Annotated in this window: 15 protein-coding genes; 4 read left to right on the top strand and 11 right to left on the bottom strand. The window is 42.3% G+C overall.

The window, feature by feature from the left end; genetic code table 11:
• Window positions 1–160: 160 nt before the first annotated feature.
• A complete protein-coding gene (gene katX, locus ID12_RS04715) occupies window positions 161–1,660 on the top strand; it encodes a catalase KatX (protein WP_230677060.1) in 1,500 nt (499 codons plus the stop codon).
• Window positions 1,661–1,708: 48 nt separating this feature from the next.
• Here the strand turns inward: katX and wrbA are convergent, their stop codons facing one another.
• The 10 genes from wrbA to ID12_RS04765 form a co-directional block, all read right to left on the bottom strand.
• Window positions 1,709–2,332 (bottom strand): NAD(P)H:quinone oxidoreductase, encoded by a 624-nt coding sequence (wrbA, locus tag ID12_RS04720; protein ID WP_045034926.1) that lies wholly within the window; start codon window positions 2,330–2,332, stop codon window positions 1,709–1,711.
• Window positions 2,333–2,391: 59 nt separating this feature from the next.
• Entirely contained in the window at window positions 2,392–3,003 is a 612-nt protein-coding gene (locus ID12_RS04725) for an alpha/beta hydrolase (protein WP_050826815.1), read from the bottom strand.
• On the bottom strand, window positions 3,000–3,971 hold the full coding sequence (locus ID12_RS04730) for a ring-cleaving dioxygenase (protein WP_007497450.1): 972 nt from the start codon (window positions 3,969–3,971) through the stop codon (window positions 3,000–3,002). The genes ID12_RS04725 and ID12_RS04730 overlap by 4 nt, the downstream gene beginning before the upstream one ends.
• Window positions 3,972–4,162: 191 nt before the next feature.
• On the bottom strand, window positions 4,163–5,680 hold the full coding sequence (locus ID12_RS04735; RefSeq protein WP_050826816.1) for an ABC transporter permease/substrate-binding protein: 1,518 nt from the start codon (window positions 5,678–5,680) through the stop codon (window positions 4,163–4,165).
• Window positions 5,673–6,638 carry an ABC transporter ATP-binding protein gene (locus ID12_RS04740; protein ID WP_035704107.1) on the bottom strand — a complete coding sequence of 322 codons (966 nt, stop codon included), beginning with the start codon at window positions 6,636–6,638 and terminating at the stop codon, window positions 5,673–5,675. The genes ID12_RS04735 and ID12_RS04740 overlap by 8 nt, the downstream gene beginning before the upstream one ends.
• A gap of 199 nt (window positions 6,639–6,837) precedes the next feature.
• A complete protein-coding gene (gene rpsR, locus ID12_RS04745) occupies window positions 6,838–7,077 on the bottom strand; it encodes a 30S ribosomal protein S18 (protein WP_008347556.1) in 240 nt (79 codons plus the stop codon).
• A 41-nt stretch (window positions 7,078–7,118) separates the two neighbouring features.
• The gene (gene ssbA / locus ID12_RS04750) at window positions 7,119–7,661 is read right to left on the bottom strand and encodes a single-stranded DNA-binding protein SsbA (protein WP_007497456.1); all 543 of its coding nucleotides are present in this window, start codon (window positions 7,659–7,661) and stop codon (window positions 7,119–7,121) included.
• Window positions 7,662–7,697: 36 nt separating this feature from the next.
• The gene (gene rpsF / locus ID12_RS04755) at window positions 7,698–7,985 is read right to left on the bottom strand and encodes a 30S ribosomal protein S6 (protein ID WP_008347557.1); all 288 of its coding nucleotides are present in this window, start codon (window positions 7,983–7,985) and stop codon (window positions 7,698–7,700) included.
• Window positions 7,986–8,093: 108 nt separating this feature from the next.
• Window positions 8,094–9,194: a redox-regulated ATPase YchF gene (gene ychF / locus ID12_RS04760; protein WP_007497458.1), complete on the bottom strand. Its 1,101-nt coding sequence runs from the start codon at window positions 9,192–9,194 to the stop codon at window positions 8,094–8,096.
• Window positions 9,195–9,409: 215 nt separating this feature from the next.
• The gene (locus tag ID12_RS04765; protein ID WP_008347561.1) at window positions 9,410–9,616 is read right to left on the bottom strand and encodes a DUF951 domain-containing protein; all 207 of its coding nucleotides are present in this window, start codon (window positions 9,614–9,616) and stop codon (window positions 9,410–9,412) included.
• A 294-nt stretch (window positions 9,617–9,910) separates the two neighbouring features.
• Between ID12_RS04765 and ID12_RS04770 the strand changes: the two genes are divergently transcribed.
• On the top strand, window positions 9,911–11,230 hold the full coding sequence (locus ID12_RS04770; RefSeq protein WP_050826817.1) for a hydrolase: 1,320 nt from the start codon (window positions 9,911–9,913) through the stop codon (window positions 11,228–11,230).
• A gap of 15 nt (window positions 11,231–11,245) precedes the next feature.
• Window positions 11,246–11,656 (top strand): hypothetical protein, encoded by a 411-nt coding sequence (locus ID12_RS04775; RefSeq protein WP_035390143.1) that lies wholly within the window; start codon window positions 11,246–11,248, stop codon window positions 11,654–11,656.
• Between the two features lie 25 nt (window positions 11,657–11,681).
• Here the strand turns inward: ID12_RS04775 and ID12_RS04780 are convergent, their stop codons facing one another.
• Window positions 11,682–12,737 carry a YkvI family membrane protein gene (locus ID12_RS04780; RefSeq protein WP_079919768.1) on the bottom strand — a complete coding sequence of 352 codons (1,056 nt, stop codon included), beginning with the start codon at window positions 12,735–12,737 and terminating at the stop codon, window positions 11,682–11,684.
• A gap of 72 nt (window positions 12,738–12,809) precedes the next feature.
• Here ID12_RS04780 and yyaC point away from each other — a divergent pair, with 72 nt between their 5' ends.
• Window positions 12,810–13,436 carry a spore protease YyaC gene (gene yyaC, locus ID12_RS04785; protein ID WP_050826818.1) on the top strand — a complete coding sequence of 209 codons (627 nt, stop codon included), beginning with the start codon at window positions 12,810–12,812 and terminating at the stop codon, window positions 13,434–13,436.
• The last annotated feature ends 13 nt before the right edge of the window (window positions 13,437–13,449 follow it).

The raw sequence follows: 13,449 nt of genomic DNA on the forward strand, positions 1-13,449 counted from the left end.
TCAATCCTTGTATGAAATAGGGAGCAACATGACCATATTGTTAGGGAGATATTGAAGGAGGGATTCTACCTTGAAAGAAGATCAACAGCCTACATCATCTTCAGAGTCAGAAGAAACCTTGACGAATCGACAAGGTCACCCGGTAACAGATAATCAAAACATGAGAACCGTTGGGAATCGAGGACCGACTACGCTTGAAAACTACGATTTCCTAGAGAAAATCAGTCATTTTGATCGTGAACGCATCCCTGAACGTGTCGTTCACGCACGAGGTGCCGGCGCACACGGATACTTTGAAGCCTACGGTACATTCGGTGACGAACCCATTTCCACTTATACAAGAGCCAAATTATTTCAGGAGAAAGGAAAAAAGACCCCTGTCTTCGTTCGATTCTCTTCTGTTATTCACGGCGGACATTCACCAGAAACTTTACGCGATCCACGGGGATTTGCGATCAAATTTTATACAGAAGACGGCAACTGGGATCTTGTTGGGAACAACCTCAAAATTTTCTTTATTCGAGATGCTTTGAAATTCCCTGATTTGGTTCATGCCTTTAAGCCTGACCCTGTCACCAATCGTCAGGATGGCGAGCGCATTTTTGATTTCGTTTCACAATCACCTGAAGCAACACATATGGTGACATTTCTCTTCTCACCATGGGGCATTCCCGCCACATACCGGCACATGCAAGGCTCTGGCGTCCATGCCTATAAATGGGTGAATCATGAAGGAAAAGCAGTACTGGTCAAATATCACTTTGAACCGAAGCAAGGGATTCGCAACCTGACACAAGAACAAGCCCAAGCCATTCAAGGGGAAAACTTTAATCATGCCACACAGGATTTATATGAAGCCATTGAACAAGGGGATCATCCTGAATGGGAAGTATACGCTCAAATCATGGAAGATGACACCCACCCCCATCTAGACTTTGATCCACTCGATCCGACAAAGCTCTGGTACAAGGATGACTATCCATGGAAACCGATCGGACGAATGGTGCTAAACAAAAATCCAGAAAATTATTTTGCAGAAGTGGAACAGGTTGCCTTTGGGACGGGGGTTCTTGTAGACGGATTAGATTTCTCAGATGATAAATTGCTGCAAGGACGTACCTTCTCATACTCTGATACGCAGCGATATCGTGTCGGGCCAAATTATTTACAGCTGCCGATCAATGCCCCGAAAAAGCATGTTGCCACCAATCAGCGAGATGGGCAAATGGAATATCATGTGGATCAAGGAAAAGGACAAAACCCCCATGTGAATTATGAACCGTCCATTCTCGGGGGATTAAAAGAAGCGCAGCAAGATGGAAAGGATCATACGCCTTTTGTAGAGGGTGAAGTCAAACGAGAAGCCATTGACCGCCCGAACAATTTCGGACAAGCGGGAGAAACCTATCGCCGCTTCAATGATTGGGAACGTGAGGAACTGATTAAAAACTTAGTCAACACCTTAGCTACCTGCCAAAAAGACATCCAAGACCAAATGATCGAAAACTTTACAAAAGCTGATCCTGACTACGGAAAACGTGTGGCCGATGGCTTAAAAGCCTTCAAACAAGAGGAGCCAAGCGGACCAATTGGATCAACAGGCGCGGCACAGGCTGTCAATGATGCGATCAACAACAGCACCCCTTCAGATCCTTATTAATGAAAAAAGAATGCAGCGGAGTGGCTGCATTCTTTTTGTATACATCTATTAAGCGTTTTGACCTTTTTTGATCCATTCTGCTACATTCACTGTACGTTTCGCCTGATGTTTTGCGGCTGCTTCTGCATCCTCTTGGATCTTTCCATTTTGGTCAACAGTCACACTCACACCATAAGGGTTACCCCCTGCGCCGTATAGGGAATCATCCGTGTAGCCAGGAGCGGCAATAATGGCTCCCCAGTGGAACATCGTTGTATACAGGCTCAGAACCGTCTGCTCCTGTCCGCCATTTGGGTTTTGTGCAGATGTCATCGCACTCACTGCTTTGTTTGCTAGTTTCCCTTGGAACCATAAACCGCCTGTTGTGTCTAAGAATTGTTTCATTTGAGCCGGTAAGTTACCGAAACGTGTCGGCATGCTGAAAATAATGGCATCTGCCCACTCTAAGTCACTTAACTGAACCTCAGGGACATCTTTTGTTTCATCTAAATGTGCTTTCCATGCTGGATTTGATGCAACAACTGCTTCTGGTGCCAATTCAGGAACCTTTAAAATTTTGACTTCAGCACCAGCTTCTTTCGCTCCAGCCTCAGCCCATTTTGCCATCTGATAGTTTGTACCTGTTGAACTATAATAAATAATCGCTAGTTTTACGTTTTCCACTTGTTCCATCTCCTTTTGTTTGGTTTGTCCAAATAGCTTCTGTAAAAATCCCACCTGTATTCCCCACCTTATTTAAATTGACGACGATACCACAATGCCGCAGCATCGACTTCTTCTCTCGTTAGCTGATGTCCACGATTTTCCCAATGAAGCGTTACGGAAGCTCCCGCCTCCTGAAGCAGTTGCTCCAATTCCTGAGATTCCTCAGGACGGCACATTGGATCATTTTCACCAGCTGCTATAAAGACTTGTTTCCCCGCTAATGAAGGTAATGAAACCCCTCGTCTTGGGACCATAGGATGATGCAGGATCGCTCCTTTCAGCGCATCTCCGTAATGGAATAACAGACTTCCAGCAATGTTCGCCCCGTTTGAATAGCCGATGGCTACAACATTGTGACGATCAAATCCATACTTATCTGCTGCTTCCCCGATAAATGTATATAATTCCTCTGTACGCGCAATTAAATCTTGCTCATCAAAAACACCCTCTGCCAAACGTCTGAAAAAACGCGGCATGCCGTTTTCTGATACATTCCCTCTCACACTAAGAACAGATGCTTCAGGGTCTACCACTTCTGCAAGCGGCAATAAGTCATGCTCTGTCCCACCAGTTCCATGCAGCATGAGAAGGACAGGTTTTTGTTCATTCTTTCCTTTTTGAAAAAGATGCTTCATCATGAATCTCCTTTCCCTTTGATTTCTCTTACCTCAATCGGCAGCACGATTTGTTCAATCTGACTACGCTGAGCCTCATATTGCGGTGGCAGTTTCAACGCTTCACCCATCGTTTCCACAGATTCATCGTGTGCAAACCCTGGAGGATCGGTCGCAATCTCAAATAATATGCCGCCAAGCTCTCTAAAATAAATCGCATTGAAATAATTTCGATCTTGCACAGGCGTCACTTGATATCCGCTTTGCGCCACATGTCTTTGCCAATCTAATTGATCCTGATCATCCGTTGCTCTCCACGCAATATGATGTACAACACCTACGCCCATACGTCCTCGTGCAACAGGTGTCTTGTTCACATCAATCACATTGCCGATTTCTCCAAACGAACGGAATCTCACATAATCTCCTTCTGTGCCGACTTTTTCAAGTCCCATCGTTTGCTCTAGCAGCTGCATCGTTTGCTCAGGCTGTGAAGTTAATAAAACAGCTCCGCCAAACCCTTTAATCGCTACTTCTGGTGTCACCCCATTAAATGTCCAGTCATTCTGTTTTCCTTCTTCACGCTCTACAAGTTCTATCAATAAACCGTGCGGATCTTCAAATGAGAGAAAGGCCTCACCAAAGCGTTCAATCATTTCATAAGAAACGTCAAACTGCTCAAGGCGTTCCTTCCAAAAAGAGAAGGCACCGGTCGGTACGACATATGTTGTCACACCTACTTGACCTGCTCCAATTTGTCCCTTTTGTGCACCTGGCCAAGGGAAAAACGTAATAATGGTACCTGGAGAACCTCCTTCATTTCCAAAATATAAATGGTATGTGCCTGGATCATCAAAATTGACGGTCTTTTTCACGAGACGCAGACCTAAAACACCTGCATAAAAATCAACGTTCTCCTGAGGATGACCAACAATTGCTGTGATATGGTGAATTCCTTCTGTTTTCTTCACTTCTAATGACCTCCTCTTCATGACGTAACATGTCCCTACTCATTATGTCTTGACTGATGCTTTTATATTATCTCGAATTCGAGATATATGATCAAAAAATATATTTATCTCGAATTAAGGATATTCTTTTTTGAAATAGATGTCAATGATTTTTGTTTTTTTTCTTTTCAAAAGCAGGTCGCTTTATATATAGCAGACCTGCTTCCCTTTGATTATTGAAGCAATTTTTTCTTTTTTAAATAGGCTTCAGCTACTTGGAATGCAACTTTCCCCTTCACATTGACTTCGTAATTCATTTCTCTCATCTCATCATCTGTGATTTGACCAGCGAGCTTGTTGAGAGAGGCCTCAATCTCAGGATACTCTTTTAATGTCTCCTGTCTTAGCAAGGGCGCTCCTTGATAGGGCGGGAAAACATGCTTGTCATCATCAAGCACCTTCAACTTGTATTGTCTCAATTCACTGTCTGTTGAATACGCATCGACCAACTGAATATTCCCTTTTTGAATGGCTCGATATCGAAGTTTCGGTTCCATCGTGACCACATCGTCAAAAGAAAACTGATAAGCTTTTTGAATGCCTAAATATCCATCCTGACGATCAGAAAACTCTAAAGTAAAGCCAGCACGTATACGATTCTTGATTTGACCCAGATCTGAAATCTTTGATAAATCATATTGATCCGCTAGTGATTGAGGCACGGCTAAAGCATATGTATTGTTATAAGCCATCGGCTGAAGAAGCTGAAGCTGAAAGGATGACGCCAAACCTTGGCGCGCTTGCTCATACACTTTTTCCTTATCCGTGCTTTTCGCTGTTTCTTTCAGAAATTCAGAAATCGCTGTCCCTGTAAATTCAGGATAGATGTCAATATCACCAGACCGCAGTGCTTGAAAAACAAAGGACGTCTTACCAAGACCAGGCTTAAGATTGACTTGGATATCTGTATCCTGCTCAATTAAAAGCTTATACATGGAGATCAAAATTTCAGGCTCTGACCCCAGCTTCCCTCCAATGGTGATCTCTTTCTTTTCTTGTTGAAACAGCAATGGGGCAGCGACAACTGCTCCTGCTATTACAGCAAAGACCGTCACAGAGATCACGGTTTTTTTAAAGGAGATTTTCTCAAGTGTCCGCAAAACCACATCAAATAAGAGCGCAAGTAATGCAGCTGGAATAGCTCCAATGATGATCAAAGACATATCATTTCGATCAATTCCAAGCAAAATCAGACTCCCTAATCCACCTGCCCCAATAAGAGCTGCAAGAGTGGCTGTCCCTACAATCAGGACCATCCCCGTTCGGATACCTGCCATGATCACCGGCATAGCAAGAGGGAGTTCTACTTTTAATAAGCGTTTGCGGTGATTCATTCCCATAGCGAGCGCCGCTTCTCGCAGCGACGGATCGACCTCACGAATGCCTGTATATGTGTTCCTTAAAATAGGAAGAAGAGCATAGACGACAAGAGCGATAATTGCGGGCACTTGACCAATCCCAACGAGAGGAATCAGCAGTCCAAGCAGCGCCAAAGACGGAATTGTCTGCAAGACAGCCGTCACCCCAATGATCCACTCTGCTATCTTAGGGACTCTCGTTAAATAAATCCCTAATGGAATGGCAATCAAAATCGCTAGAAATAACGCAATGAAGGAAATTTGAATATGCTCAAGTAAGGCGTGTCCGAGCTGATCTTTTCGAGCCCATAGCACACTGGTCCATTCATTCATGTGTCTCGCCCCTCTCAGCAGAAGTACCGGCTAAATACTGAATCACCGCTTGACGAGTGATGAGCCCGATCCGTTCCCCATCCTTTTCAACAACAAGCTCTTCATGCTCTGCCAGTCGAGATAGAACCTCTTCCAGCGTCGCATGGATGGAGACCGCCTCATCGCCTAACAGATCATCTTGAGGCATGGGCTGATAAATAGTTGTCAGCTCAAATGCTTGATGGTCTACATGACGGGCAGCTCCTGAAACAAACTCCCGCACAAATGGATTAACTGGATGCTGAATCAATTCCTCTGGGCGTCCAACCTGCACCACTTTTCCTTCATTCATCACACATATTCGATCTCCAAGCTTCATGGCTTCCTGCATATCATGTGTCACAAAAACGATGGTCTTTTGAATACGGCGCTGTAACTCAAGCAGATCATCTTGTAATTTCTCTCTCGTCAGTGGATCTAACGCACTAAAAGGTTCATCCATTAGGACAATCTCAGGATCAGCAGCAAGTGCCCGTGCTACGCCTACTCGCTGCTGCTGTCCTCCTGAAAGCTCTGCTGGCTTTCGATGTCGATAGGTAGAAGGCTCAAGCCCCACCATGAACATCAACTCATCAACACGCTGATTCGTCTCAGTCCGCTTCCATTGTTTCAGCTCTGGCACTACAGCAATATTCTCTTCTATGGTCATATGAGGGAACAACGCTATTTGCTGAAGCACATAACCAATATCCCAGCGCAGCTCATAAATATCATAATCGCTGATGGTTCGACCCTTTATGTAAATCTCACCTTCTGTAGAAGAGATGAGACGATTAATCATTTTCAAAGTCGTCGTTTTCCCGCTTCCACTAGGTCCAATCAATACAAAAAATTCACCTTTCTGAATCTCCAAATCAACAGATTGAACGGCATAGCGGTCATCAGAAAATTGCATCGATACATTCTTAAATTCAATCATCTTCCCACGCCCTGACTGCAAGTATATTTTAAAATACCAATATGACAGATTAACCTAGTATTTGTATAGAACAAACTGTCACGTTAACTCTCTTTTTACATACTTCCCCTAGTTAGACTGCCAGAAACGACTTTCTCATAAAAGTGAGACAAATAAAAAAAGCGAAGAGCTCAAGGCCCTTCGCTTTTAAGTCAACGACTTACTCACCAGTAACGTATGGAAGTAATGCCATTTGACGTGATTTTTTAATCGCTAATGTCAATTTACGTTGATACTTAGCGCTAGTTCCTGTTACACGACGAGGTAAAATTTTACCACGCTCAGAAACAAACTTTCTAAGAAGATCAACATCTTTGTAATCGATGTGCGTGATTCCGTTAGAAGTAAAGAAACATACTTTACGACGTTTCGCACGACCGCCTCTGCGTCCACCTGCCATTTGTTTTCACACCTTTCCTTTGGTCATTTTTTTCAGATCAATTAGAATGGCAAATCATCATCGGAGATGTCAATCGGTTTACCATCATTCGCAAATGGGTCATCATTGAAGCTATTTCCCTGATTACGATTTTGGTTGTTTTGATTGCCATATGGATTTTGACTTGGTTCATTTCCAAATGGATTCTGATCATTTTGGCTGCCGCCATAATACTGGCCTCCGCTATTGCCACCGCCGCTGTATCCACCTGAACCAGCACCGCCGCTTTTAGGCTCAAGAAATTGAACACTTTCAGCTTGAACTTCTGTCACGAAGACACGCTGTCCTTGCTGGTTTTCATAGTTTCTTGTCTGCAAGCGACCGTCTACACCGGCAAGACTTCCTTTTTTCAAGAAATTAGCCACGTTCTCGGCTTGTCTTCTCCAAGTAACACAGTTAATGAAATCGGCTTCACGCTCTCCAGATTGATTCGTAAACGTACGATTCACAGCTAGAGTAAACGTGGCTACAGCCGCACCATTAGGCGTGTAGCGAAGCTCAGGGTCTTTTGTTAGTCTTCCGACCAATACAACACGGTTTAGCATATTGAAAGACCACCTTTAAATATATATTTCAATGATTTATTCTTCTTCTTTAACAACAATGTGGCGAATGATATCGTCACTGATCTTAGCTAAGCGGTCAAATTCTTGAACTGCTGCAGCGTCAGATTGAACGTTTACGATTTGGTAGAAGCCTTCACGGAAATCGTTGATTTCGTATGCAAGACGACGTTTACCCCAATCCTTTGTTCCAGTGATCTCCGCACCGTTAGAAGTTAACACGTTATTAAAACGGTCGATAACTGCTTTTTTAGCCTCATCGTCAACTGTTGGGCGGATGATGTACATAACTTCGTACTTTCTCATCTGATTGCACCTCCTTTTGGTCTAAGCGGCCCTATACGGGCAAGGAGCAATAAATTATATTACTCACAATTGTATATTATAACAAATTACTTGGCCTATGACAAGAACCTATACGTTAAAACGGAAATGAATAACGTCTCCATCTTTCACTATATATTCTTTACCTTCTAAACGAACTTTTCCTGCTTCTTTTGCAGCAGACATACTTCCGCCAGCTAGTAAATCTTCATAAGCAACCGTTTCAGCACGAATAAATCCACGCTCGAAGTCCGTATGAATGATTCCAGCACATTCCGGCGCCTTCATTCCTTTTTTAAATGTCCAAGCACGTACTTCTTGCTCACCTGCTGTGAAATACGTAGCTAAACCTAGAAGTGAATAAGACGCTTTAATCAACTGATCTAGACCTGATTCTTTAATGCCAAGCTCTTCAAGGAACATTTGCTTCTCTTCTCCTTCAAGCTCTGCAATTTCAGACTCAATCTTCGCACAAACGACGATGACTTCAGCGTTTTCGCCAGATGCAAACTCACGAATTTGCTGTACATATTCGTTTCCGTCCTGATCTGCTACTTCGTCCTCACTCACATTTGCTACATACAGAATAGGTTTTGACGTGAGTAAATGAAGTTGCTTCACAAGCTTCTGCTGCTCATCTGTAAATTCAACCGATCTTGCAGATTTTCCAGCTTCAAATGCGTCCTTCAGCTTTTCCAAAATATCAAATTCAGCTACCGCTTCCTTATCTTTTTGTTTCGCTAGCTTACTCACACGAGTTAAACGCTTTTCAACCGTTTCTAGATCAGCCAAAATCAATTCTAAATTAATCGTTTCAATATCTGACACTGGGTCAACCTTACCTGACACATGTGTAATGTTATCATCAGCAAATGCTCTCACCACGTGACAGATTGCATCTACTTGACGAATGTGAGAAAGGAATTTATTCCCTAAACCTTCTCCTTTAGATGCACCTTTCACAATACCAGCAATATCAGTGAATTCGAAAGCAGTCGGAACTGTCTTTTTTGGCTGCACTAATTCTGTCAGTTTTTGCAAACGCTCGTCTGGAACTTCTACAATTCCGACGTTTGGATCAATGGTACAGAACGGATAGTTAGCAGACTCCGCTCCAGCCTGTGTAATTGCATTAAATAGCGTTGACTTCCCGACGTTAGGTAAGCCAACAATACCAGCTGTTAAAGCCATTCTTTCATCTCCTCTATATGAAACGTGCTCGTTATACTGCGTAATATGAACCTAGAGCAATTATAAGTAGGTTTACATGAAAAGACAAGCTAACCATCATGCATTTTCAATAGAAGAAACATTACCAAAAAGACTAAATCGGAGCTTTAAAATAAGAAATTGCATCTGTTTCTCTGAACAAAAGACAAATTTCATCAAAAAAGCATGAGGCCTACTTAAGCAGTTGGCTCCTCATGCTTGACGAGAATTTTCTTCATTTTTCGTTCAAAATCTCTTCTTGGGATCATCACGCTGTGCCCGCACCCTTCGCATTTAATACGAATATCCATGCCCAAACGAATGACTTTCCACCGATTGGCACCACATGGATGGGGTTTTTTCATTTCAACGACGTCATGTAACCCAAATGCTTTGTCTGCCATCAGCATTCACCTCTCTTGCTCACTTCATTAAATCTATTGTACAAAAAAATGCCGATAGAGAGCAATGCACAAAATAAAGAGCCGCTGTCATGTATCAATCCCGTTCTTTTTTATAGAAAAAACCCTTCTTTTAGATCATTTTATTTGTGACCAATAGTTACTTAAACTCCGCTTTTTTTCAATATTGTCACAAACACTGTAGGTCAAAAGGTTTTTATTGGTAGAACGCTGTGGTTTTTCCATATTTTTTGATTTATGATATCTGCATAAATGTTATGTGAGGGAGCAGGTACGATGGTCAATCGAAAGGATAGATTAACCGACAAAGATTATAAAATCATATCCGATCACGCTGGAAACGCAGAGAATTACCAGCAGAACCATACGATAGAAGTAGGTCAGCATACGCTCACTGTCAACGATTTTCTAAAAATAGATCATCAATTATATGGTTTAACGATGCAGCAGGAACAGTCAGATGAGTTCATTGTCGCGTTTCACTGTCCTCTGCCAAAACAAATGACGGTGACATCGACACAAGATGTTCAAACGGCTACCCAATCATTGTTAAAAACGGATTATGCCTACCCCATTGAAAGAAAATCCTTAGCCGGGAAACAAGATCATGTCTTTTTTAAAGGGAAGGAATACATCAAGGACGTCTGTCAGAAGCACCCGAATGCAACCATCTATCTCACTGGACAAGCGCTTGCCGGTGCTGTTTGTGCTTACATTGCGACAGAACAGCCAGCTGTCAAAAAAGCCATCACATTCGATAGCCCAAATATATGGAGCAGCCTGGCACCTTCCATTCAGCAAAAAGCAGTAGAAGGAAAATATAGCCATGTTCTCACAGAATATATTCAACCCAATCATTATGTAGGTTTACTCAATCGCCATGATCATGGAGTTGGACAAGTCAAGTACACCGTACCGCCCCGGGAGCAGGGATCGGTCCAAGAATCCATAAAATATAAACCAAGAGAAATTGACACCTTTTTAAGATCAGCTTTTGCATCAATGAATATAGAGTGGAACGAATCATTTGATACAAATGCATTTTTAGCTCTCGTTTCAGGAGATTTTAAAGTAAATGGGCATTCATTCCATTCGAATGGAACCGCTCGTATTTTAGATGAACAGCTTGATCACAATACAAGTTTTACAGCGATGCTTTTACAAGACATCCATTCAGGCCGTGCATATGCACAAAACGGGATTGAAATTATCATAAAATCCCATTTACTAAAAAATTCATCTTATGATCTACAAAGTATTATTGAACATGAAGTACACACTGTATTTGAGAAAATAGATGGAATTGATGATAGTGTCAAAGATGCCGTCCATCATGTAAAACAAGAGCTGAAAGGACTTGTCGGCTTTGGTCACTATGATTTATTAACCCATAGCGATGTAGAAGCACTGTTAGAGGAAGTAAGGATGGAGCAGCCGCAATCATCCTTTTATTCTCATGAAAAACAACTGAATGCCTTGTACACCTTGAGAGACTACGAACAAGAACTTTCCACCCTTTCAAGACATATGTACACAATGGGTGATGACTATGCCAAGGCAGATAGACGCCTTGCGATGCAAATGGGTATTCGTTAAGAAAGGAGTCGACATATGATCAATCAAAATAAACCTCCTAGTGACGCCCAGCGTTTCTTGCAAAATGTGAGTGCCCGCCGCTCCATGTCTGTATTCGAAAGTCAATCTGCACCACAAACACAATCGCAATCACCTGAAGAAATTGCCGCTATTCAGGCCATGCGCAGAGAAGGACAACGAAAAGATTTAAAGCGATTGCTGAAAATGCGGCTTCACGATGAATTGGCAAACACACGCATGCACTTGGAGTACCAATTGTCCAAAACCGAAGACATGATAAACCAGACAACCATTGTCAAACAGCACGTATCCCAGCATTTAAAGGGACAAGCCATCTCAGAAATAGAGGAACGCATGCAGCGTCTCCAGCACATGCCTGTATATGACGATATCAAGGAAGCGATTGATTCCATTCGGATAAAATAAGCACTTCTCTTTAAAAGAGAGGTGTTTATTTTATTTTATCAGTATAATTTTTAGAACGGAAAAATATCTTTTTACTTAAAATCGGATACAGCATTAAACAGACAAGCAAATAAAGATTGAGCAAGCTGTAAATCGGATACAAGAAAGCAATCAAATCAGCAAATCCAAGAGAGGTTAAAGGTGCCATCAAAAGAAGCATGATGAATACAATGAACCAGCGGGGCATTCGTACAAAAGAGAGCATGCGGCTGGATAAACCAAATAATCCCGCAGCGGTTGTTGTATAAATCGCTAAACAAAGAACAATGGTCATAAACACAAACAATGATGTTGGTGCCCCCTCTAATACTGTAAACAAAGGAATCCCTTCTGCTGAAAGACTCCCAGAAATATCAACTAGTATTTCGTTATACACATAAGAAATGACTCCAAAAATCAAACCGCTTAATATACTTGCAACCTTGGCCTCTCCAAGCCCCTTCATTTCTTTCCCCACTGAAGATAGCACCGCCACAACAGATAATATATTCAAAGAAGCAAAGACGATACTAGCAGGCCAATTGTATTGCTGGCCAAAATCAATTCTCCACATATGATCATGATTCATATAATAAAAAACAAACGCATAGATGAGCCCCGCCACCAAAATTGGTATAATGAAGGCATTCACAGATAAGAGTCCTTTCACATCCCAGAAAAAAATCATAAATGAGAATAAACAAAATGCACCGATTCCAACCCAAAATGGCACATGATACATCTCAAGTGTCACCCCGCCACCGGCAATCATGACTGTTGTTGTCGTGAATAGATAAAGAACAATTAAAATATCATACACCTTGGCCAGCCAAGGACCTACAAGACGCTCTAACACCGGCACAAAATGATCAGCACGCACCTCATAACTGATTTTTAACACCACATAGGTCGACAGCATAAACATGAGCGTAAACAGTAGAATGGCTAGTCCGCTATCAAGGCCAAAAAACTGCCAAATTTCTTGACCGGAGGCATATCCCGCTCCTATCAAGCTTCCTAAAATTAAAAGCGTCCACCTTGAACCAGCCTTCCACACAATCATCACCTCATAGGTATAGAATTAAGCTTGTTTCCGTATACTGTTACTAACTACTATGACAAGGAAGTGAGACCTATGAATAGCAAGAACGGTCTTTTTTTAAGAAATAGGGTGAAAGAATACGTGTCCCATACGGATACAAATGCCATTCAGCAGCTTAAAAGTATTTTATTCTCGCATCTTCAGAAAGCAGGAAAAAGACCCGTTGCCATCGTCTGCATAGGAACAGACCGCTCAACCGGTGACTCTCTAGGTCCACTTGTAGGAACAAAGCTTTCAGGTCTGGATTTAAAAAAGATGCATGTATACGGCACTCTCTCTGACCCAGTGCATGCGGTCAATTTAAAGGAAAAGCTCGCTGAAATTGAACAAGCTCATAAACATCCATTTATCGTAGCCGTTGATGCCTGTTTAGGGAGAGTGAAAAGTGTAGGATCGTTTCAAATTGGAGAAGGACCGTTAAAGCCCGGTGCAGGTGTGCAAAAAGATCTTCCAGAAGTAGGCAATATTCATATTAATGGAATCGTCAACGTGAGCGGTTTTATGGAATACTTCGTTCTCCAAAACACACGTCTTCATCTTGTGATGTCTATGGCCAATACACTGTCTGAAAGTCTATCCCACATTGATCAAATGGATTGGACGAGAGAAAAAAGCCGTTCTCTCTTCACCCCTATTCAAAATATCACGGGAAGAATATAAAAAAGACCATCTC

The sequence above is a fragment of the Bacillus altitudinis genome (assembly GCF_001191605.1).
GTDB lineage: Bacteria > Bacillota > Bacilli > Bacillales > Bacillaceae > Bacillus > Bacillus altitudinis.

Coding starts and splice junctions, on each gene's coding strand:
- ssbA (WP_007497456.1), bottom strand. CDS start 7,661: ATGCTAAACCGTGTTGTATTGGTCGGAAGACTAACAAAAGACCCTGAG.
- ID12_RS04725 (WP_050826815.1), bottom strand. CDS start 3,003: ATGATGAAGCATCTTTTTCAAAAAGGAAAGAATGAACAAAAACCTGTC.
- yyaC (WP_050826818.1), top strand. CDS start 12,810: ATGAATAGCAAGAACGGTCTTTTTTTAAGAAATAGGGTGAAAGAATAC.
- ID12_RS04780 (WP_079919768.1), bottom strand. CDS start 12,737: ATGATTGTGTGGAAGGCTGGTTCAAGGTGGACGCTTTTAATTTTAGGA.
- wrbA (WP_045034926.1), bottom strand. CDS start 2,332: ATGGAACAAGTGGAAAACGTAAAACTAGCGATTATTTATTATAGTTCA.
- ID12_RS04775 (WP_035390143.1), top strand. CDS start 11,246: ATGATCAATCAAAATAAACCTCCTAGTGACGCCCAGCGTTTCTTGCAA.
- ID12_RS04770 (WP_050826817.1), top strand. CDS start 9,911: ATGGTCAATCGAAAGGATAGATTAACCGACAAAGATTATAAAATCATA.
- ID12_RS04730 (WP_007497450.1), bottom strand. CDS start 3,971: ATGAAGAGGAGGTCATTAGAAGTGAAGAAAACAGAAGGAATTCACCAT.
- rpsR (WP_008347556.1), bottom strand. CDS start 7,077: ATGGCAGGTGGACGCAGAGGCGGTCGTGCGAAACGTCGTAAAGTATGT.
- ID12_RS04740 (WP_035704107.1), bottom strand. CDS start 6,638: ATGATTGAATTTAAGAATGTATCGATGCAATTTTCTGATGACCGCTAT.
- ID12_RS04765 (WP_008347561.1), bottom strand. CDS start 9,616: ATGGCAGACAAAGCATTTGGGTTACATGACGTCGTTGAAATGAAAAAA.
- ychF (WP_007497458.1), bottom strand. CDS start 9,194: ATGGCTTTAACAGCTGGTATTGTTGGCTTACCTAACGTCGGGAAGTCA.
- rpsF (WP_008347557.1), bottom strand. CDS start 7,985: ATGAGAAAGTACGAAGTTATGTACATCATCCGCCCAACAGTTGACGAT.
- ID12_RS04735 (WP_050826816.1), bottom strand. CDS start 5,680: ATGAATGAATGGACCAGTGTGCTATGGGCTCGAAAAGATCAGCTCGGA.
- katX (WP_230677060.1), top strand. CDS start 161: ATGAGAACCGTTGGGAATCGAGGACCGACTACGCTTGAAAACTACGAT.